The sequence below is a fragment of the Streptomyces sp. VTCC 41912 genome (genome assembly GCF_045799175.1).
GTDB lineage: Bacteria > Actinomycetota > Actinomycetes > Streptomycetales > Streptomycetaceae > Streptomyces > Streptomyces albulus_C.
The window spans coordinates 12782-30942 of the sequence record NZ_JBJMAB010000017.1 but is presented as its reverse complement, the minus strand read 5'-3'; the positions used below and the strand labels follow the sequence as shown (position 1 = coordinate 30942).

Sequence of the window (18161 nt, the reverse complement as noted above, 5' to 3'; positions counted from 1 at the left end):
AGGAGCAACGCTGTGGCTTTGACTGCGGAGACGGTGCACGCCGAGCTGGAGGCCGCGAACCAGGAGGGTGATCCGGCCGCGGACGCGCTGGTGTCCGACCTCATCGACAACCGCGAAGTCGACGGTGTCAACGGTCTCTTCCGCACCATCGGGACGCTCAAGCCGCACATGCCCATGGACGAGCTTTCCGGCCTTCCCGAGCGGCTGGCGCAGTTCCTGCATGACGCCTCCGAGGAGCCGCCGGGCTGGGGCGGGGCCGATGTCGAGGCGGCGGAGGGCTTCTTCGCCCACCACCACGGGGTGGCCTCCATGTTGCAGGGCACCGTCGGGCTGATCGGCACGTACCTGTCCCCGACCGGAGCCTTCACCCTGCGTTCGACCGGGCGGCTGGGCGGTGCGGACGGTCCGGGCCGACGGCTGTCGCAGTCCTCGCGTCTGTTCATCGGCATGGGCGACAAGGACGCCCTGCGCAACGGCACCCTGGCGGCGACCGTCACCAAGGTGCGGCTGGTCCACGCCTCCGTCCGCCAGTTGCACAAGAAGAGCGGGCAGTGGGACTACGCGAGGTGGGGCGAGCCGGTCTCGCAGAAGTACGTCACCGGCGCCATCTGCGTCTTCAGCGTGCAGATCCTCCAGGCGATGAAGAACCTCGGCGTCCACGTGGCCAAGGAGGACGCGCAGGGGTTCGTGGCGGCCTGGCACTACATCAACCACTACCTCGGTACTCCCGAGAAGTGGCTGATCCCCAAGGACGTCGACCTCGTCGACCGGATCTGGAGCGCCGAGCGGGAGAACGAGTGGCGGGCGAGTGAGGACTGCACTGCCATGACGCAGCAGGCCTTGAAGTTCCACCGGGAACAGATGGTCCCGCCGCCGTTCTACGAGCCGTTCCTCGCCATGGTCCGCGCGGCCTTCACGGACAGGTACGCGGACATGGCCGGGATCCCGAAGAGCGCCGTGGACCTGGTGGCCAAGCCCGCCGCCGCCATGCACGACCTCTTCAGCAGCACGGTCGGCGGGCTCGGCGGCGGCGGCGCGAAGAAGGTCGTCGGCGTCAATCCGTACGACGAGATCCTCGGCGTGGCGTCGAAGGCGTTCAACCAGGTGGAGCTCTACGCCCTCACCCACGACAAGGACGACCAGCCCCAGATGCACCAGGACCTGCACGACGACCGCTGACAACGCGGCCGAGCCGCACCGGGCGCGACGGCAAAGCCGATCAAGTCTCCTTCTCGGCATGTCTGTAGCAGCATCGTGAGCCCACACAGGCGACCACCGACGCCGCCGTGGCGTACGCCACGGCGGCCGCGGACGGCTCGGGGACCGGCGCGGACGCGGTGGCCCGTCCGGCTGCGCAGCCTGCCAGCACCCGGTCAGCTCGTCCTGCCAGGCCTGGACAGGAACCGCGCGCAGGTCAGTCCGGACGCGCCTGCCCCTCCCGCCACGCATCCTTCAGCAGCAGCGCCAGCGCCAGCGTGGTCTGGGTCGGCATCCTCAGCACCACCTCCTGGCCGTCCGCGCCGATCTGGTGACGCTGGTCGTGCAGCACCAACGCCCGGTGCAGGAACTCGGCGGCGGCGAGAACGGGGTTGCCACCGGCCTGTTCCTCCAGCTCGTCGAGGGCGTCGGCCATGAGGTTGTCGAGGGACGGCTCGGGTGGGTCGTAGGAGTACGACATGGGGGGGATCCTGCCGCGCGGGGAGTCGTCGCGGACGCGGACACGCTGTGGACGGTCGGAGATGCGACGAACGGCCGGCGTTCGGAGCCGCGGCTACTTCTGCCGGCTGACCGCCGATGTCACGGACGAAGAGGTTGGCGGCGTGACCTTCGGGACCGGCCCTGTCAGTGAGTTCGAGAGTGTCGGTGTCGCAGGTCGTGGGGCGCGGAGCCGCCTGTGAGCGAGGGCTTGGTTCACCCTTTTGGGGTAGATGGTTGGATATCGGCTCGGAGTCCTCAAACTCCTTATAGACAAGGGGAGTTCGCTGGTTCCTTGTGAAGGAAGGGCTTCCGATGTCTCGCCGATTCATGCGTTGTGTGACGCTTGCGTCCGCCGCCGCGGTCACTTCTGTCGGTTCACTGCTCGCCGCACCGGGAGTGGGCGCGACCGCTGCGGCTGACGCGCCGGTGATCGTCACCTCGGGCTGGTCCGGGCGGGCGCAGACCGCCTACGCGACCTGCCCGGCAGGCACCACGTTGGTGGGCGGTGGCTACGACTCCAAGCCGGTGCACCTCGGCAACGGGGCGAACGCCGACGCGGTCAACGCCAACGCCCCCTCCGCGTCGAAGCCCAACACCTGGGCCGTGCGCATGGACGACGGCACCGCCAACGCGTATGCCATGTGCAGCAAGGACTCCCACCAGGCGCCCGTCGTCGTCACCTCCGACTGGTCGGGCCCCGCCGAGACCGTGTACGCCACGTGTCCGGAGGGCACCACGCTGGCCGGCGGCGGATACGACTCACAGCCCGTCCACACCGGCAACGGCGCCATCGCCGACGCCGTCAACGCCAACGCCCCCTCCTCCTGGAAGGCGAACACCTGGGCCGTCCGCATGGACGGAGGCCGGGCCAAGGCCTACGCCATGTGCACCAAGTGAGAGCCCGCGTGCAGCGGCGGTTGCCAGCCTGACGTGCTGAAAGGGGTCCCTTCCTCGCTGAGGAAGGGACCCCTTTCATGGAGCGCTCGGCAGGCCGTGCACCTGCATATCCCACCGGTTGGTGGACGCCTTTCCTCGGGCCGCGGACACACCGCTTCCGCCCGCTCTGTCCGCGAGGCATTGTCGACGTTCGGGCGGGCACGGGCTGCACTGGCTGATGCTGCGGCGCACTGGGGTTGCCGAGGTCGATGCGCTCGTGTTCCTCATGACGGACCCTGGTCGGCGTCGAGCAGCGGGGTTTCGCCTGACCGGCCAGGCGTAGCGGAGGCCGGGTCCTGGCTGGTGGGCCGGGTTCGCTCCGCCCACGCGGCCACCAGTGGGCCGGCCGCTCCCAGAGCCGCGAAGAACGCGCCGAGCAGCAGCCAGCCCGCGTGTCCGAGTTCCAGGACCTCCGCGGTGAGGATCACCGGGGCCAGTGCCTGTCCGGCGTCGAAGCCGATGCCGAAGAGTCCCTGGTACTGCCCCTGGGCGTGGTCGGGGGCGAGGCCGAATCCGAGCGCGAAGCCGGCCGACGACTCCCACACCTCTCCGAGACTGTGCACGCAGATGGCGAGGATGGCGAGCCCCGGCGCGATCCAGGCCGGAACGTCTGCGGTCAGGGCCATCAATGGGCAGCTGACCAAGAAGAGCAGCCCGGCGAGGCGGAACGCCCGGCCGCCCTGGCGCGGTGTCTCCACCCGCGAGCCGATCCTGCTTTGGAGCAGCACGCAGACCCCGCTGTTGACCGCGTAGACCGCCGCCACGGTCCAGCGGGGCGCGTCGGTGTGCGCGGAGAGCCAGATCGGCAACAGCAGGGAGACCGCCTGGTATTGCAGGCCCATGGCGCCGTAGAGCGCGACGAAGGACACGAACGGCCGGTCGGTCAGGACGGCCCAGCCGTGGTGCTCCTCGGGCTTGGGCAGGGGCGGGTAGTTCGGGACACCGATCAGGGCGATCAGGCCGGCGCAGGCGAAGCTGGCGGCGTTGGCGAGGATGAGCGCGGTGTACGCGGGGCGGGTGCCGATCGAGACGGCGAAGGCGGCGCCGAGGGTGCCCAGGACCACGCCGAGGTTGACGAACGTGCGGAGTTTCGCCCTGAACGCGGCCGGGCGTTCACCGCCGGCGCGGGCGATGAGCGCACCGCCCGCGGCGCCGCTCGCCGTTGCCGCCAGTCGGTCCAGGGTGGCGAGGAGGGTGAACGTGCCCCAGCTGTGGATGAAGACGAACGCGGCCATCGTCGCGGCCTGCAGCGCGAGGGTCGTCAACCAGACCGTGCGCGGTCCGTACCGGTCGGCCAGATTGCCTGCCGGGATCCCGGCCAGCAGTCCGGTCAGCCCGGCGATGGTGAGGCCGACGCCGACCTCTGCGGCGGGCAGGTGCACCACCAGCGTGAAGTAGAGCACCGAAGCGGTGTTGAACAGCCCGTTGCCCACCCGACTGACGAAGCTGGAGCTGATGAGGGCGCGTTGCGGACCGTTGGGTGCTATCAAGCCGGATGCCCGCTCCTTGGACCCTTCCCCATCATGCGAAGCAGGCTAGCAGTGAGCCTTCCGGGGACCTCCGCATGGTCTGGGGCGTCCCTTGACCCGCCGCTCGCAGCTCGGCGTTGCTGCCGAAAGCTGGTTGTGGGCGGTTTGGGCGACGGCGGCTCGTGGGTTGGGAAGGTCGTCGGTCAGGTCAGCGAGGGGACTGGACCACTTGCCTGGGCGGTGCCGGTGGTGTTCCCGCCCTGTGGTCTGCGTTCAACATCCCTTGCTGCCAGCCCTGTCAGCCCTGTTGGTCACGTTGCTGATCGCCCTGGCTCATCTCGTGGTCAACGGCCTGGAGCGTCGAAAGGACCGGGACCGCAGCGACGGCTGACCGTCCTCTCGTTCCGTTCGTTCCGTGTAGGGCAACTGGTGGGTGGTATGGCCCTGTTCGTGCATCCCCGGGTTGTCGTTGTGCCGCGGCATCGGTTTGGATCACCTTCTGTGAGTAGCTTTCAGTCGCCACCGCCCTCCAACCAGCCCGGCCCCGGCTTCGGTCCCGCGCAACCGCAGTACGGTCAACCGCAGGGCGTCCCGCCTCAGCCTTATCCGCCGCAGTCCCCAGTGCCGCCTTACGGGGCGCCGCCGCAGCTCATGCATCCGCAGATGGGCAGGCCACAGGGCCCACCCCCGCAGGCGCTCGCGGTTCCAGGCATGCGTCTGCTCGCCCGCTTCATCGACTACCTCATCATCGTCGTGTTGATCGCCGGCGCCTGGGTACCCGCGAACATCTGGATGTACAGCACGCTCAAGTCCGGTGACGACCGAGGGGTGCCCGTGGTTCTCGGCCTCTTCGCCTGGACGCTGCTCGTCGGACTCTTCTTCGAACCGCTGACGATGGCGATGGGCGGCACCATCGGCAAGGCCATCTGCGGTCTGCGCGTCGTGCGCGTCGAAACCGGTGACAAGCTCGGCTTCGGTCGCGCCCTGGGCCGGTGGCTGGCCTATCTCGGGATCGGCATGGTGCCGATTCTGGGCCTGATCAACGTGTTGTCGTGCATCTGGAACGAGCCCTTTCGACAGTGCATGCACGACAAGGCCGCCAACACCGCGGTTGTCAAACGCCGCTGGCGATGACGCGCCGGCCCCGGTACAGCCCGGTCTGAGGTGCGTCGGCCCATGAAGGCCATCTCGGTGCATCGGCCGATGCCGGACCAGTCCCGTCGGCACCGGGTGGCTCCGCCTGTCCGCCCGGACGGGACGGAGCCGACCTGCGCCGCACCGGAGGCCAGCTTCAAGCGGTAGCAGAACAACGCCCCGAAGAGGTCCGGTTGTCCTCAGAGCGCGGACGTCATCTGCCGTGGCCGTCCAGGAACTCGTTGAAGTCTTCATCCATCAGCGCGCTGTGGCCTCCGCCTTCTTGTCCTGTGCCCGGGCCACGGCGACGGCCCGCCACCTGTCTGTGACGACCGCGCCCGCCAGGCACAGCACTGCGGAGACCACCGCGTGCGGTGCGGGCACGCCCCCGGCCTCCGCGGCGCCCGACAGCAGGCGGAACGCCGCCACCAGGGCCAGTCCGAACGCCAGCGCGAGGAGCGCCTGCTTGCTGGTCAGCGGCATGCGGACGGAAGCCCGTCGCGCGTAGACCGCGCTCGTGCCGGCGAACCCCACTGGGGTGGGTGGGGGCAACGCGGGGCGGCCCGGCCGTTCCTGCCGGTCCGTGTCGATGTCGGCCGCCCGTATCGTCGGACGGGTCATGCCTGTCGCGTCGGCAGTACGACGGCCTGGCGCAGGTTGACGTGGCGGGCGCGGCTCGTGGCGTAGGCGATCAGGTCTGCGACGTCGTCGGGGGAGAGGCCGATCAGGGCGTCGAACATGCCGTCCAGTTGGGTGGCGAGTTCGGCGTTGTCGATGTGGCCGCCCAGTTCGGTGTCGGTCAGGCCGGGCTCGATGTTGGTGACGCGCACGTCGCGGGGGCCCAACTCGGTGCGCAGGGACTGGGAGAGGTACGTGAGTGCGGCCTTCGTCGCGCCGTAGACCGCGTAGTGGGGGAAGGCGATGTGGGCGCCGATGGACGAGAGGTTCACGAGGTCCGCGGTCCGACCCGCCGCGGCCGCCGCGATCAGGTCCGGGGTGAAGGCGCGGATGACGCGCAGGGCGCCGGCGACGTTCGTGTCGAGCATGCGCTGCCACTCGTCGGCGCGGCCGTCGGTGACGGGGTTGGGCAGCATCACGCCGGCCGCGTTGACGACCAGGTCGACCGCCCCGTACGCGGTGTGGATCCGCTCCGCCGCCGCGTCCACGGAGGCCGCGTCGGTGACGTCGGCGGGGACCGCGAGGGCCTGCCCGCCGTCCGCTTCGATCCGGGTGGCCAGTGCGGTCAGCCGGTCGGCCCGGCGGGCGAGCAGCGCCACCCGCACGCCGTGCGCGGCGAGCGTCCGCGCGGTGGCCTCGCCCATGCCGCTGGCGGCTCCGGTGATGACGGCGGTGCGACCGGCGAGGGTGGTGTACGACATGGGAACTCCTGGTGCTGGGTGGCGTGGCCGGGCGTCTCCCGGCGACGTCACCCACTCTGGGCCCGGTGGCCGGGCTTACCCAGGGTGGCCGTTTTCCTGGGTCCGGCAGTACCAGGATCGACGGCGCGCCGGAGCCTAGGATCGGCGGCATGGACACACCCATAGGCCGGGAACTCGGCGACTTCCTGCGCTCGCGGCGCGCTCGCATCCAGCCCGAGGAGGTCGGGTTGCCGGGGCACGGCCGGCGGCGGGTGCCGGGCCTGCGCCGGGAGGAGGTCGCCCAACTCGCGGGCGTCAGCGTCGACTACTACATCCGTCTCGAACAGGGCCGCGGCCCCTCCGTCTCGGACGCCGTCCTCGACGCCGTCGGGCGGGTGCTGCGGCTCGACGACACCGAGCAGGAGTACCTGCGGCGGGTGGCGAGGCCCGCCGCCGGGCGCGCCGCCGCCCGCCGTGCGCCCGCCGGCGGCGCCGCGCCCCAGCAGGTCCGTCCCGGCCTGCGCCTGCTCCTGGACACCGTCGACAGGGCGCCGGCGTTCGTGCTCGGCCGCCGGATGGACGTGCTCGCGTGGAACGACCTGGGCGACGCCGTGGTGGGCTTCTCGCGGATGGCGCCCGAGGACCGCAACATGCCGCGGCAGGTGTTCCTCGACCCCCGGGCCCGTGAGCTGTACCCCGACTGGGCGGCGGTCGCCGCGGAGACGGTCGCCCATCTGCGACTGGACGCGGGACAGCACCCGCACGACGTCCAACTGACGACGCTCGTCGGCGAGTTGTCGTTGCGAAGCGAGGATTTCCGCCGGCTGTGGGCGGACCACCAGGTCAGGGAGAAGAGCTACGGCGTCAAGCGCCTTCACCATCCCGTGGTGGGCGAACTGGAGCTGCCGTACGAGACGTTGGCCGTGCCGGGGGAGGCGGGTCAGCTGTTGGTGGTCTACACGGCGGAGCCGGGTTCGCGGACGGCGGAGCGCCTGCAACTCCTGGCCAGTTGGGCGGCGACGCCGGCTCTCTGAACGGGGCGCGGGCCCTGGTGCGGCGCGGTCCTCGGTACGCCGGTACGGCCGGGTCTTCCTCGCCGACGTCCCGCGCGGGAACGAGAAGTTGACGGACGCCGTCAACCACCTGCTCGTGGTCGGCTTCTACCTCGTCAACCTCGGGTTCGTCACGCTGTACCTCCAGGACGACGCCACCCTCGCCACCGCGCGACAGGTCTTCGAGGCGCTGCCGAAGAGGCTCGGGGTCGTGCTGCTGGTGCTCGGACTGATGCACCTCGGCAACGTCTTCGCGCTCAACAAGTTCCGCCGGCGCGGGCTGATGGACCGTGAGCAGAACCCGCCGGTGCCGCCGCAGGCGTACACCCGGCCCGCGGGTTACGGTCCGGCGCAGGCATGACGGCGCACTCCGTATCCGGGGACCGGGGTGCCGCGGGCGCCCCGGTCGGCCGGCTCACCGTCCTGTACGACGCGCGCTGTCCGCTCTGCGCGTTCGTGCGCGACTGGCTGGTGCGGCAGCGGCAGTTGGTGCCGCTGGACCTGGTGCCGGCCGGAACCGAGCAGGCGCGGCAGCGGTTGCCGGAGCTGGACCACGCCAGCACCCTGGAGGAGATCACGGTGGTGGCGGACGGCGGCCAGGTGTACCGGGGCGCCGCCGCCTGGGTGGTGTGCCTGTGGGCGCTCCGGAAGTACCGGCCGTTGGCCCACCGGCTCGGCACCCGCGCCGGGCAGCGTCTGGCCCGCGGCGCGGTACCGGGACGCGCACCGCCGTCCGCACCCCGTCGACCCGGTGGTGCCCGGTCCGGGGGACGGGCCCGCATGCAGGTCGTCCGCCGCGCGGGGCTGCCGCGGTGGCTGCGCGGTGCCCGATTAGGCTCTCCCCGTGCCAGCACAGAACCAGCCCCCACCCACCAAGAGCGAGCAGACCCGCACCCTGATCCTGGAGACGGCGATGCGGCTGTTCCAGGAGCGGGGCTACGACAAGACCACGATGCGGGCCATCGCCAAGGAGGCCGGGGTCTCCGTCGGGAACGCGTACTACTACTTCGCGGGCAAGGAGCACCTGATCCAGGGCTTCTACGACCGGATCGCCCAGGAGCACCAGGCGGCGGTCCGCGAGGTGCTGGACCGGGAGACGGGCCTGGAGGAGCGGCTGGCCGGGGTGCTGCGGGCGTGGCTGGACATCGCCACGCCGTACCACGAGTTCGCGGCCCAGTTCTTCAAGAACGCCGCGGACCCGGAAAGCCCGCTCAGCCCCTTCTCCGCCGAGTCCGAACACGCCCGCCAGGCGGCCATCGACGTGCACCGCGAGGTGCTGGCCGGGTCGAAGGCGAAGGTGCCGGCGGAACTCGCCGAGGTCCTGCCCGAGCTGATGTGGCTCTCGCAGATGGGGCTGGTGCTGTACTGGGTCTTCGATCGCTCCCCGGAGCGCGAGCGCAGCCGCCGGCTGGCCGGCCGCGGCGCCCGCCTGACCGCGCGCGGCGTGGCGCTGGCCCGCTTCCGGGTGCTGCGCCCCCTGGTCCACGAGGTGCACGAACTGTTCACCGACTTCCTGCCGGGCATGGCCCAGACCGCGGTCGCCCGCAAGGGGGCGAAGGGCACGCAGGAGGCCGAGGGGGCCGAGGAGGCCGAGGAGGCGAAGGGACCCGCGGCGACGACGTGATCGGGCGGCCACCCGGCCATGGCGGACGTCGGGGGATCGGGCGGCCCGCCCCGGCGTGCCGTGACGGGTCCACACCGCAGGCGGCGAGGGCCGGTTCCCGGCCGGGCCGGTACGCGATCAGTCAGGACGGTCGGGGGACTGACCGGGCTGACGGTGCTGAGGGCGTTCACGGCGCTGACGTTGCGCACGGGGCGCCGCCGGGGACGGTGCCGTCTCAACGGGGTGCAGCGTCAAGCCCGTTCGCCCGCGTTCACCGGCGGCCACGAGCCGCTCGCCGTCGTACTCGGTGCCGCGCCGCCGGCCTGCCGCGCGGTCCTGCGCACCGTCTTCGGCCGGCCCGGACGCCTCGCCCCCCGCCCACCCGACGGGCACGGCGCGAAAGGCCCTTGTGCGGGCGGGCGGGCGTGTAGTCGGCTGGGTTCCATGAGGAGCAGGAGGAAGCGGAGCATCGCCACGCTGATCGGTGCCCTGGTGGTGGGGTCCCTGTGCGCGGGTGCGGCGAACCCGGGTCGGGGCCCCGCGGAAGCCCGCGGGGCGGCGGCGCCCCGCCCCGACACCGACCGCCACGACGCCCACGACCCGCGCATCGGCGTCGACCTCGACACCGTGACCATCCCGGAACTCCAGGCGCGCATGGCGCACGGTTCCCTGACCTCGTCGGCGCTGACCGCCGCCTACCTGCGGCGGATCGCGGCGATCGACCCCACCCTCCACGCCGTGCTGCGGCTCGATCCGACGGCCCTGCGGCAGGCGGCCGCCAGCGACGTCCGGCACCGGCGCGGCGACGTCCGCGGCCCGCTCGACGGCATCCCCGTCCTGCTCAAGGACAACGTGGACACCCGCGGCCTGCCCACCACGGCCGGGTCGCTGGCGCTGGCCGGCAGTCCGCCGCACCGCGACGCCGCCCTGGTGACCCGGCTGCGCGCGGCCGGTGCGGTGATCCTCGGGAAGACCAACCTCTCCGAGTGGGCGAACTTCCGCGCCGAGAAGCCGACGTCGGGGTGGTCGGCGGTGGGCGGCCAGACCCACAACCCCTACGTCCTGGACCGCAATCCGTGCGGTTCCTCGGCCGGTTCGGCCGCCGCGCTCGCCGCGTCGTTGGCGCAGGTGGCGATCGGGACGGAGACGGACGGTTCCATCGTGTGCCCGGCCGGGATGAACGGGGTGGTCGGCCACAAGCCCACTCTCGGCCTGGTCAGCCAGTCCGGTGTGGTCCCGATCTCCGCCGAACAGGACACCGCCGGGCCCATGGCGCGCAACGTGACCGACACCGCGCTCGCCTTCTCGGTGCTCAGCGGCGGGCAGGGCGTGCGCACCGACGGCTCCGGCGGCCTGCCGGCGGGGCTGCTGCGCCCGGACGGTCTGCGCGGCAAGCGGATCGGCCTGTGGCGGCTGCCCTCGCTCGGGCCGGAGGTGGACGCCGTGCTGTCCCGGACCGCCGAGCGGTTGCGCGGCGCGGGCGCCGAGGTCGTCGAGGTGACGCCGCCGTACCAGAAGCGCCTGGCGGAACTTGAGTTCCCGGCGCTGCTGAGCGAGTTCCACCGGGACATCGACGGCTACCTCCCCACCCGCGACGGCCCGCAGGACCTCGCCGGGCTCATCGCGTTCAACCGCGCCCACCCGGCCGAACGCACCTGCTTCGCCGGCCAGGAACTCTTCGAACGGGCGCTCGCCGCCCCGCCCACCACCGATCCCCAATACCGCGCGGAGCGGGCGGAGTTGACGGACCTCGCGCGGCGCTCCATCGACGAGACGATGGCCGCGCACCGGCTGGACGCCATCGCCGCGCCGACCAACCCGCCCGCCTGGACGACCGACTGCGCGCGGGGCGACAACGACGTCATCCCCTCGTCCACGCCCGCGGCCGTGGCCGGATACCCGTCGCTGTCGGTGCCGGCCGGCTTCGTGCACGAACTCCCCGTGGGTCTGCTCCTGATGGCCGGCGCCCGCCAGGACGGCGAGCTCCTGTCGCTGGGGGCCGCGGTGGAACACCGCCTGGACGCCTGGCGGGCGCCGCGCTACCTGCCGTCGGTGGGGTCCGCGGCGGGGGACCGGCCGGGGAGCGGCGCCGCTCGGTGAGTGCGGGCGGGGCGGGCGGACGCGGCGACTTCCCGCGCTCCGACCGCCCCGTTCCGTCGCGTCGTGCCGGGCGTCAGTCCGCCCCGCCGCGGGTGCCCCGCCGTCCCTGGGCGACCAGGCACACTGCGCTGAGCAGGGCCATCGCGGCGAAGGCGAGGGCGACCGGGGTCCAGGAGTTGCCGGACGCGGTGAACAGCCAGGTGGTGGCGGCCGGGGCCAGGGTGCCGGCGAGCCCGGCGGTCTGGAAGCTCATCGACAGGCCGGTGTAGCGGGTGCGGGGGGTGAACCATCCGGACACCAACGTGCCGATCGCGGCGTAGGCGACGGTGCTGGCCAGCATGGGCAGGCACATGGCGAGCCAGAGGCCCGGGACGGAACGGGTCTCGGCGAGCCAGAACATCGGGAAGGCGACCGCGACGTGGAGCAGGATCCCGATGAGGGTGATCCGACGCAGCCCGAAGCGGTCGGCGGCGAGGGCGGCGAGCGGCGTGCAGACGATGACCACGAGGGAGGCGGCGGTCCCGGCGCCGGCCGCCTGCGAGTCGGAGAACCCCAGGTCGTCGACGGCGTAGGTGGACATGAAGGTGACCACGATGTAGTAGCCGCCGACGGTGATCAGGAAGGCACCGGAGGCCAGCAGCCAGGTCCGCCAGGCGTCGCGCAGGACGGACAGGAACGGGGTGTCGCGCTTGGCGGCGGGGGCCGCGACGGCGCCGGCCGGGTCGCGTTCGGCCTCGGCGGCCTCCTGCGCGGCCTCGAACTCCGGGGACTCCGCCATCGTGCGCCGGATCAGCAGGCCGACCATGACCAGCACGGCGGAGAGCAGGAAGGGGACCCGCCAGGCCCAGTCGAGCAGGGCGCGGTGGCCCAGCAGGCCGACGGCGGCGAAGACGCCGGTGGAGAGGAAGTAGCCGACGCCGTCGCCGACTTGCGGGAAGGAGCCGAAGAACGCCCTGCGGCGGGGCGGGGCGTGTTCGACGGCGAAGAGGACCGCGCCGCCCCACTCGCCGCCGACGGCCAGCGACTGGGTCATCCGGACCAGCACCAGCAGGACCGGGGCCACCACCCCCATGGCGTGGTAGCCGGGGAGCAGGCCGATGCCGACGGTGCCGGCGCCCATCAGGGTCAGTGACCAGACGAGGGCCTTCTTGCGGCCGTACCGGTCGCCGACGTGCCCGAAGACGATCGCGCCGAGCGGGCGGCCCAGCGCGCCGACGAACAGCGTGGCGAAGGACATCAGGGTGCCCAGGGCGCGGTTCATCTCGGGGAAGAAGAGCTCGGGGAAGACCAGCGCGGACGCCGTGGCGTAGATGCCGAAGTCGTACCACTCGACGCTGGTGCCGATCAGCGAGGCGGTGGCGATCTTCCAGGGGCTCGACGGGCGTGCGGGGCCGGGGCCGGGGTCGGCGCCGGGGTCGCTGGTGCTCGGCTCCGGGGCGGAGCTCGCCGGGGCACCTGCGGTTGTGCTCATGAAGACGCTCCTCACGGCGGTCCCACGGAACGGCGGACCGCTGCGGGGTGCGGCGGGGCGTGCACCCGGTCCGGCCGCCCAATCAATGGGTTTGCCTGGGATCCAAAAATGATGAGGTGACCGTAGGAGGGGGGCGGTTGCCTGTCAATAGGTTCCGCGCGAAGTCCAATAGGCTGGGGGGTGTGAGCGACGGCGTGCATGACGAGGGTTCCGGCGGGTCCGCCCGCAGCGGCGACGGCGAGCGGCTGAACGGAGCGGGGCAGCAGTCCTCGCGGGCGGTGGTGGCCGAGGCGCTGCGGCAGCGGATCGCGCTCGGCGGCTTCGGCCCGGGCGACCGGCTGCCGCCGGAGCGGGAGTTGGCCGCGGCGTTCGGCGTGGGGCGCAACACCGTGCGGCAGGCGCTGCGCGAGCTGGCGGACGAGGGACTGGTGCACACCACCCTGGGGCGCGCGGGCGGCACCCGGATCGCCCCGGCCCGGCCCGGTGGCGACAGCGCGCGCGCCGCGGTCACCGCCGGGATCCGGGCGTCGCTGCGCGACTACATGGAATACCGGCAGGCCATCGAGCCGTACGCGGCCCGGCTGGCGGCCGAGCGCGGGGGCGGCGCCGCGCGCCGGGAACTGCTGGCGCTGCTCGATGCCAAGGTCACGGACCTGGGCGAATACCACCGGATCGACACCCGCTTCCACCTCGGACTGGCGTCCGCGGGCGGCAACGAGGTGCTGGCGGAGGCGGTGACCCGGGCGCGGGCCGAGATGTTCGTCGCCGGCAACGCGCTCTGGCTGGGCTCGGACTGGAGCCGGGTCTACCCCACCGACCGGGATTTCGGGCTGGCCCTCCGCGAGGAGCACGAGGCGATCGCGTTCGCGGTGCTGGCCGGGGACGGCGCGGCCGCGGAGGCGGCCATGCGGGACCATCTGCGGGACGCGCACCGGCAGTTCCTGACGGTCCTGGACCAGTTCGCGGCGCACGACTAGGGCGTGTCCGAGGTGCCGTGCCAGGCGCCGCGGCCCCGGCCATGCCCCATTGGACGCGCCCCAGGTCGTCGGGGCTGCTCGTGGGGCGGGGTCCCCGGGAGGGGCCCGTGCGTCGCCGCCGCGATCGCTGATTGACGCTGCCGGCCGCGGACACTTACGCTCCCGTAAATGGATCTGATCGAGATCCATTGGATCCGGAGTGTGGGATCCCGCTACGCGACAGGAGAGACGCCGGTGCACGCTTACGACGAGGAACTCGCCCAGCAGGTCATGGACCACCTGCTCCACCGGCTGCGGCTCGACCCGCCGCCGCTGGGCCGCCTCGGCGAGGTCGGCGCACTCTCCACCGCGCTCAAGGACGCGATAGGCACCGGCCCGCGCCCGGTGGCCGACGTGCTGCGCACCTACACCGACGACCTCGAACCCACCGTCGTCTCCTGCGACCACCCCGCCTTCCTGGCGTTCATCCCCGGTGCGCCCACCAAGGCCGCGGCCCTCTTCGACATGGTCCTCTCCGCGTCGTCGCTGCACGGGGTGTCCTGGCTGGAGGCGTCCGGCGCGGTGGCCGCGGAGAACCAGGTGCTGCGCCTGCTCGCCGACCTCGCCGGACTGCCCGCGGCCGCCGGCGGCTGCTTCGTCAGCGGCGGCTCGGCCGGCAACCTCTCCGCCCTCGTCGTCGCCCGGGACACCGGCCGCCGCACCCGCGGCCTCGGCGACGCCGCCCCGGTGCGGATCGCCGTCAGCGACCAGGTGCACTCCTCCGTCGGCAACACGCTGCGGATCATCGGCGTGGAACCGCTGGTGGTGCCGACCGAGGACCACCGGCTGACCGGGGACGCGCTGCGCACGGCCCTGGACGCGGCCGAGCGGGACGGCGGCGCGCCGGTGGTCGCGGTGGTCGCCACCGCCGGCACCACCAACGCCGGGATCGTCGACGACCTGGCCGGCGTCGCCGAGCAGGCCCGGGCCCGCGCGCTGTGGCTGCACGTCGACGCGGCCTACGGCGGCGCCGCGCTCTTCGTCCCCGAACTCCGCGACCGGCTCCGCGGCATCGAGCACGCCGACTCGCTGGTCATGGACCCGCACAAGTGGATGTTCGCGCCCTTCGACTGCGGCGCCCTGCTCTACCGGGAGCCGCACCTGGCCCGCGCGGTGCACACCCAGGACGCCTCCTACCTCGACGCCATCCACGGCGCCGACGGCGACACCCCCGGCGAGTGGAACCCCAGCGACTACGCCTACCACCTCACCCGCCGCCCGCGCGGGCTGCCGCTGTGGTTCTCGCTGGCCGTCCACGGCACCGACGCCTACCGCGACGCCGTCGCCCGCGGCGCCCGGACCGCCCGCCGGACCGCCGAGCAGGTGCGGGCGACCGACGGCCTGGAACTGCTGCGGGAGCCGGAGCTGACCGTGGTCCTGGTGCGCCGCACCGGCTGGCGGCCGGAGGACTACTACGCCTGGTCCAAGCGGCTGTTGGCGGCCGGCACGGCCTTCGTGACCCCCAGCGTCTGGGAGGGCGAGACCGTCGCCCGGCTGGCGTTCCTGCACCCGGACATCAGTGAGGAGACGGTCACCGGCATCCTCGACTCCATGGTGGGGGAGGGGAGTTGAGACCGACCGGCGCGGCACCGCCCGGGGGCGGGTGGTGCCGCGCCGGTCGGCCACGGCGTCAGGTCACCGAGAAGCCGCCGTCCACGAACAGCGTCTGGCCGGTCACGTACGCCGAGCCGGGGCCGGCCAGGAAGACCGCGGCGCCGGCGAAGTCGGCCAGTTCGCCGTTGCGGCCGGTCATCGTCCGGCGCGCCATCGCCTCGGTGCGCTCCGGATCCGCGAAGACCGCCGCGTTGAGCGGGGTGCGCACGAATCCGGGGGCGAGGGCGTTGACGGTCACGCCGTGCCGGGACCATGCCTCGGCCTGCGAACGGGTCAGCGCGGCCAGGCCCGCCTTGGACACCCCGTAGGCGCCGCTGTTGCCGAACGCCCGGATCGCCTGCTGGGACGCGACGTGGACGATCCGCCCCCAGCCCCGCTCCGCCATCGCGGGACCGAAGCGCTGGCCCAACAGGAACGGGGCGTCCAGATTGACCGCCATCGTGCGGTCCCACTCCTCGGTGCGCAACGCGTCGAGCGGCGGGCGGGGATTGACCCCGGCGGCGTTGACCAGGACGTCCGGTGCGCCGAACCGGCGCACCACCTCGTCGGCGCCGGTCCCGACCGCCGCCCGGTCGCCCAGGTCGGCGGCCACCCAGTCCGCCGCGCAGCCCGCCGCCCGCAACTCCTCGACGGCTTCCCGCAACGGGTCCGGGCGGCGCGCCATCAGGACGACGGCGGCCCCGGCGCGCCCCAGCGCCTCGGCGATCGCCCGCCCGATCCCGGAGCTGCCCCCGGTCACCAGGGCCCGACGACCGGAGAGCGAGAACAACGCGTCGAGGTACGGGGTGGACACGGGGCGGCCTCCTGGGCGGACGGGGTGCGCGCCGCGGGGCGCGGCGGTCGCCAAGCTCCCCGACGATCACACACCGCCCCGCCCCGCGCCACCCCCTTCCCGCCGGCCCGGTCGCTCAGCCGACCAGCTTCAGCACCGGCCGCAGTCCGTCGGGACGGCGGTGGACGGGGACGTGGTCGACCGGGAAGTAGCCGCAGCCGATCGCGGTGGCGCCGCCGTCGGCCGTCCGGTCGTCGCCGACCATCAGGACCCGCGCCGGAGCCACTGCCAACTCCTTGCAGGCGAGCGTGAACAGGCGCGGGTCCGGCTTCTGCAGGCCGTGCTCGTAGGACAGCACGCAGGCGCTGAGGTGGCGGTCGAGGCCGTGGGCGCGCAGGACCGGGCGGAGGTCCCAGCCGATGTTGCTGAGCAGGCCGACGCGGATGCCGCGGTCGTGGAGCGCGGCCAGCACCTCGGCCGCGTCGGGGTAGGGCAGCCAGGCGTCCGGCAGCCGGTGGCGTTCGTAGAGGGCGTCGTAGAGGGAGGGGGCGGTGTCCGTCGGAACGTACAACTCCGCGTGTGGCAGGGGTACTTGACGGGCCAGGCCGGTGTAGAGGGCGCGGTGGCTGCGGGCGTCGCGGTCCCGGAGGTCCCAGAGCGGCCGCAGCGCCTCGGGCACCGTGGTCGGTGACCCGCCGCCGGGGAGCGCGCCGGCCCGTTCCAGTGCGCCGGCCAGCCGGGCGATCTCGTCGTCGGTGAGCGGACAGGGCGCCGTGCCGGGCACGGCGTGGAAGGCGGCGAGGGCCGCGCGCAGCCAGCGTTCGGCCGGCTCGATGCGCAGCAGCGTCCCGGAGAAGTCGAACAGGACGCCGTCGATCGCGCCGCCGACCGTGCCGTCGGGTGCGCCGTTGGTGAGGGTCATGGTGACCATGGTGCCGGTCGGGCGGCGGAAGCTCAGGTGAGTGCGGAGAGTCCGGGCCCGAAGGCCACCAGGAGCGGGACGGCCGGGAGCAGCAGCGCGTAGGCGGTCATCCGCAGTCGGCGCCCCGGGGTGAACCGGGCCGCCGGGGCGAGCAGCCGGTCGACCCGCTGCGGGACCTGCGCGAGCTGGGGCGGGCAGGGCCCGAACACCCCGCGGTCCTCGTTGAGTTCGACCAGGGCCAGGGCGATGGTCAGTCGGCCGAAACGGCGCGAGGCGACGTCGTCGGCGGCCATCTCGACCAGTCGGTGGACCTGGGCGCGGAACGCCGCGAAGACCGGGATCTGCGGGAATCCGGCGGCCAGCGCCGACGCGCAGTGCAGCAGGACGTCGTGCCGGGCCCGCAGGTGGCCCTGCTCGTGCGCGATCAGCGCATCGAGCTGGCGGCCCTTCAGTCGTCGCAACGCCGCGGTGGTGATGACCAGTTGCGGCGCGGGGTGGTGCTGCCAGGACGCCTCCGGCCGCTCGCCCTCCAGGACCACCAGGCGACCCTCGCGCGGGTCCTCGCCCGGCATCAGGGGGGAGCGCCGGCGCAGTTCGGCCCGGCGCCGCCGGCGGCGAACCCGCGCCGCCCGCACCTCGCGGGTCAGCGCCACCACCGTCCACGCGCCGCCGCCGGCCAGCAGCATGGCCAGCACGCCGGCCCACGGACCGTAGGTGTTGAGCGCGTACGCCTCGACGACCACCCGCGGGGCGAAGCCGAAGACCGGGCTGCGGATCGCGTCCCAGGCGGCGGCCGCGCTCAGCGACATGGCCAGGCCGCAGCACAGCAGGACGGCGGCCACCACGCACTGCCACACCCACAGGGCCAGTACGGGCTCACGGTCGGGCCAGTCCGAACGGGCCATCAGGCGCGGCGCCATCGCCGCGGCCAGCACGCCGAGAATCATCAGCGTGAGGGGGACCATCATGGCGTCAGCCTATGAGCGGCCGACTACCGGTTGGTACGGTCCTGCGAC

The 18161-nt window shown here is 73.1% G+C and carries 16 protein-coding genes and 2 pseudogenes; 10 read left to right on the top strand and 8 right to left on the bottom strand.

Going from position 1 to position 18161, the window contains the following annotated elements:
• Positions 1-12 precede the first annotated feature (12 nt).
• Positions 13-1179, top strand: a complete 1167-nt coding sequence (locus ACJ6WD_RS23045) for an oxygenase MpaB family protein (RefSeq protein WP_331247197.1) — start codon at positions 13-15, stop codon at positions 1177-1179.
• A 235-nt stretch (positions 1180-1414) separates the two neighbouring features.
• Here ACJ6WD_RS23045 and ACJ6WD_RS23040 read toward each other — a convergent pair whose 3' ends face one another.
• The gene (locus tag ACJ6WD_RS23040; RefSeq protein ID WP_233659774.1) at positions 1415-1678 is read right to left on the bottom strand and encodes a hypothetical protein; all 264 of its coding nucleotides are present in this window, start codon (positions 1676-1678) and stop codon (positions 1415-1417) included.
• Positions 1679-2034: 356 nt separating this feature from the next.
• Here ACJ6WD_RS23040 and ACJ6WD_RS23035 point away from each other — a divergent pair, with 356 nt between their 5' ends.
• Positions 2035-2595, top strand: a complete 561-nt coding sequence (locus ACJ6WD_RS23035) for a hypothetical protein (protein ID WP_020929683.1) — start codon at positions 2035-2037, stop codon at positions 2593-2595.
• Positions 2596-2858: 263 nt separating this feature from the next.
• Here ACJ6WD_RS23035 and ACJ6WD_RS23030 read toward each other — a convergent pair whose 3' ends face one another.
• Entirely contained in the window at positions 2859-4124 is a 1266-nt protein-coding gene (locus ACJ6WD_RS23030) for an MFS transporter (protein ID WP_407616421.1), read from the bottom strand.
• A gap of 690 nt (positions 4125-4814) precedes the next feature.
• Here ACJ6WD_RS23030 and ACJ6WD_RS23025 point away from each other — a divergent pair.
• Positions 4815-5237, top strand: coding sequence for an RDD family protein (locus ACJ6WD_RS23025; RefSeq protein ID WP_233659776.1), 423 nt, complete (start codon positions 4815-4817; stop codon positions 5235-5237).
• 258 nt (positions 5238-5495) lie between these two features.
• Here ACJ6WD_RS23025 and ACJ6WD_RS23020 read toward each other — a convergent pair whose 3' ends face one another.
• Positions 5496-5858 (bottom strand): hypothetical protein, encoded by a 363-nt coding sequence (locus tag ACJ6WD_RS23020; RefSeq protein ID WP_233659777.1) that lies wholly within the window; start codon positions 5856-5858, stop codon positions 5496-5498.
• Positions 5855-6616 carry an SDR family oxidoreductase gene (locus ACJ6WD_RS23015; RefSeq protein WP_233659778.1) on the bottom strand — a complete coding sequence of 254 codons (762 nt, stop codon included), beginning with the start codon at positions 6614-6616 and terminating at the stop codon, positions 5855-5857. The genes ACJ6WD_RS23020 and ACJ6WD_RS23015 overlap by 4 nt, the downstream gene beginning before the upstream one ends.
• Before the next feature lie 149 nt (positions 6617-6765).
• On the opposite strand from ACJ6WD_RS23015, the gene ACJ6WD_RS23010 reads away from it, so the two are divergent.
• The 5 genes and pseudogenes from ACJ6WD_RS23010 (at position 6766) to ACJ6WD_RS22990 (ending at position 11350) form a co-directional block, all read left to right on the top strand.
• Positions 6766-7629, top strand: a complete 864-nt coding sequence (locus ACJ6WD_RS23010) for a helix-turn-helix transcriptional regulator (RefSeq protein ID WP_331247195.1) — start codon at positions 6766-6768, stop codon at positions 7627-7629.
• A 31-nt stretch (positions 7630-7660) separates the two neighbouring features.
• Positions 7661-8008, top strand: a pseudogene (locus ACJ6WD_RS23005) (hypothetical protein); the annotation flags it as partial.
• Positions 8005-8448, top strand: a pseudogene (locus ACJ6WD_RS23000) (thiol-disulfide oxidoreductase DCC family protein); the annotation flags it as partial. The pseudogenes ACJ6WD_RS23005 and ACJ6WD_RS23000, both read left to right, overlap by 4 nt.
• 112 nt (positions 8449-8560) lie before the next feature.
• Positions 8561-9271, top strand: a complete 711-nt coding sequence (locus tag ACJ6WD_RS22995) for a TetR family transcriptional regulator (protein WP_407616442.1) — start codon at positions 8561-8563, stop codon at positions 9269-9271.
• 423 nt (positions 9272-9694) lie between these two features.
• Positions 9695-11350 (top strand): amidase, encoded by a 1656-nt coding sequence (locus ACJ6WD_RS22990; protein WP_407616420.1) that lies wholly within the window; start codon positions 9695-9697, stop codon positions 11348-11350.
• 73 nt (positions 11351-11423) lie between these two features.
• On the opposite strand, the gene ACJ6WD_RS22985 is transcribed toward ACJ6WD_RS22990, so the two are convergent.
• Positions 11424-12821: an MFS transporter gene (locus ACJ6WD_RS22985; protein ID WP_407616419.1), complete on the bottom strand. Its 1398-nt coding sequence runs from the start codon at positions 12819-12821 to the stop codon at positions 11424-11426.
• Positions 12822-13003: 182 nt separating this feature from the next.
• Between ACJ6WD_RS22985 and ACJ6WD_RS22980 the strand changes: the two genes are divergently transcribed.
• Together ACJ6WD_RS22980 and ACJ6WD_RS22975 are read left to right on the top strand one after the other, a co-directional pair.
• Positions 13004-13798, top strand: a complete 795-nt coding sequence (locus ACJ6WD_RS22980; protein ID WP_275465597.1) for a FadR/GntR family transcriptional regulator — start codon at positions 13004-13006, stop codon at positions 13796-13798.
• 234 nt (positions 13799-14032) lie between these two features.
• Entirely contained in the window at positions 14033-15409 is a 1377-nt protein-coding gene (locus tag ACJ6WD_RS22975; protein WP_233659782.1) for an aspartate aminotransferase family protein, read from the top strand.
• A 58-nt stretch (positions 15410-15467) separates the two neighbouring features.
• Here the strand turns inward: ACJ6WD_RS22975 and ACJ6WD_RS22970 are convergent, their stop codons facing one another.
• From ACJ6WD_RS22970 to ACJ6WD_RS22960, 3 genes are all read right to left on the bottom strand, one after another.
• Positions 15468-16244 (bottom strand): SDR family NAD(P)-dependent oxidoreductase, encoded by a 777-nt coding sequence (locus tag ACJ6WD_RS22970; RefSeq protein WP_376445254.1) that lies wholly within the window; start codon positions 16242-16244, stop codon positions 15468-15470.
• Between the two features lie 115 nt (positions 16245-16359).
• Complete coding sequence (locus ACJ6WD_RS22965) at positions 16360-17154, bottom strand: HAD family hydrolase (RefSeq protein WP_407616418.1); 795 nt, start codon at positions 17152-17154, stop codon at positions 16360-16362.
• Between the two features lie 23 nt (positions 17155-17177).
• A complete protein-coding gene (locus tag ACJ6WD_RS22960) occupies positions 17178-18113 on the bottom strand; it encodes a M56 family metallopeptidase (RefSeq protein WP_016576210.1) in 936 nt (311 codons plus the stop codon).
• Positions 18114-18161 lie beyond the last annotated feature (48 nt).

Excerpts from the sequence above, each read along its gene's own strand:
- ACJ6WD_RS23040 (WP_233659774.1), bottom strand. The coding sequence starts at position 1,678 with ATGTCGTACTCCTACGACCCACCCGAGCCGTCCCTCGACAACCTCATG.
- ACJ6WD_RS23025 (WP_233659776.1), top strand. The coding sequence starts at position 4,815 with ATGCGTCTGCTCGCCCGCTTCATCGACTACCTCATCATCGTCGTGTTG.
- ACJ6WD_RS23020 (WP_233659777.1), bottom strand. The coding sequence starts at position 5,858 with ATGACCCGTCCGACGATACGGGCGGCCGACATCGACACGGACCGGCAG.
- ACJ6WD_RS23015 (WP_233659778.1), bottom strand. The coding sequence starts at position 6,616 with ATGTCGTACACCACCCTCGCCGGTCGCACCGCCGTCATCACCGGAGCC.
- ACJ6WD_RS23010 (WP_331247195.1), top strand. The coding sequence starts at position 6,766 with ATGGACACACCCATAGGCCGGGAACTCGGCGACTTCCTGCGCTCGCGG.
- ACJ6WD_RS22995 (WP_407616442.1), top strand. The coding sequence starts at position 8,561 with ATGCGGCTGTTCCAGGAGCGGGGCTACGACAAGACCACGATGCGGGCC.
- ACJ6WD_RS22990 (WP_407616420.1), top strand. The coding sequence starts at position 9,695 with ATGAGGAGCAGGAGGAAGCGGAGCATCGCCACGCTGATCGGTGCCCTG.
- ACJ6WD_RS22985 (WP_407616419.1), bottom strand. The coding sequence starts at position 12,821 with ATGAGCACAACCGCAGGTGCCCCGGCGAGCTCCGCCCCGGAGCCGAGC.
- ACJ6WD_RS22965 (WP_407616418.1), bottom strand. The coding sequence starts at position 17,154 with ATGGTCACCATGACCCTCACCAACGGCGCACCCGACGGCACGGTCGGC.
- ACJ6WD_RS22960 (WP_016576210.1), bottom strand. The coding sequence starts at position 18,113 with ATGATGGTCCCCCTCACGCTGATGATTCTCGGCGTGCTGGCCGCGGCG.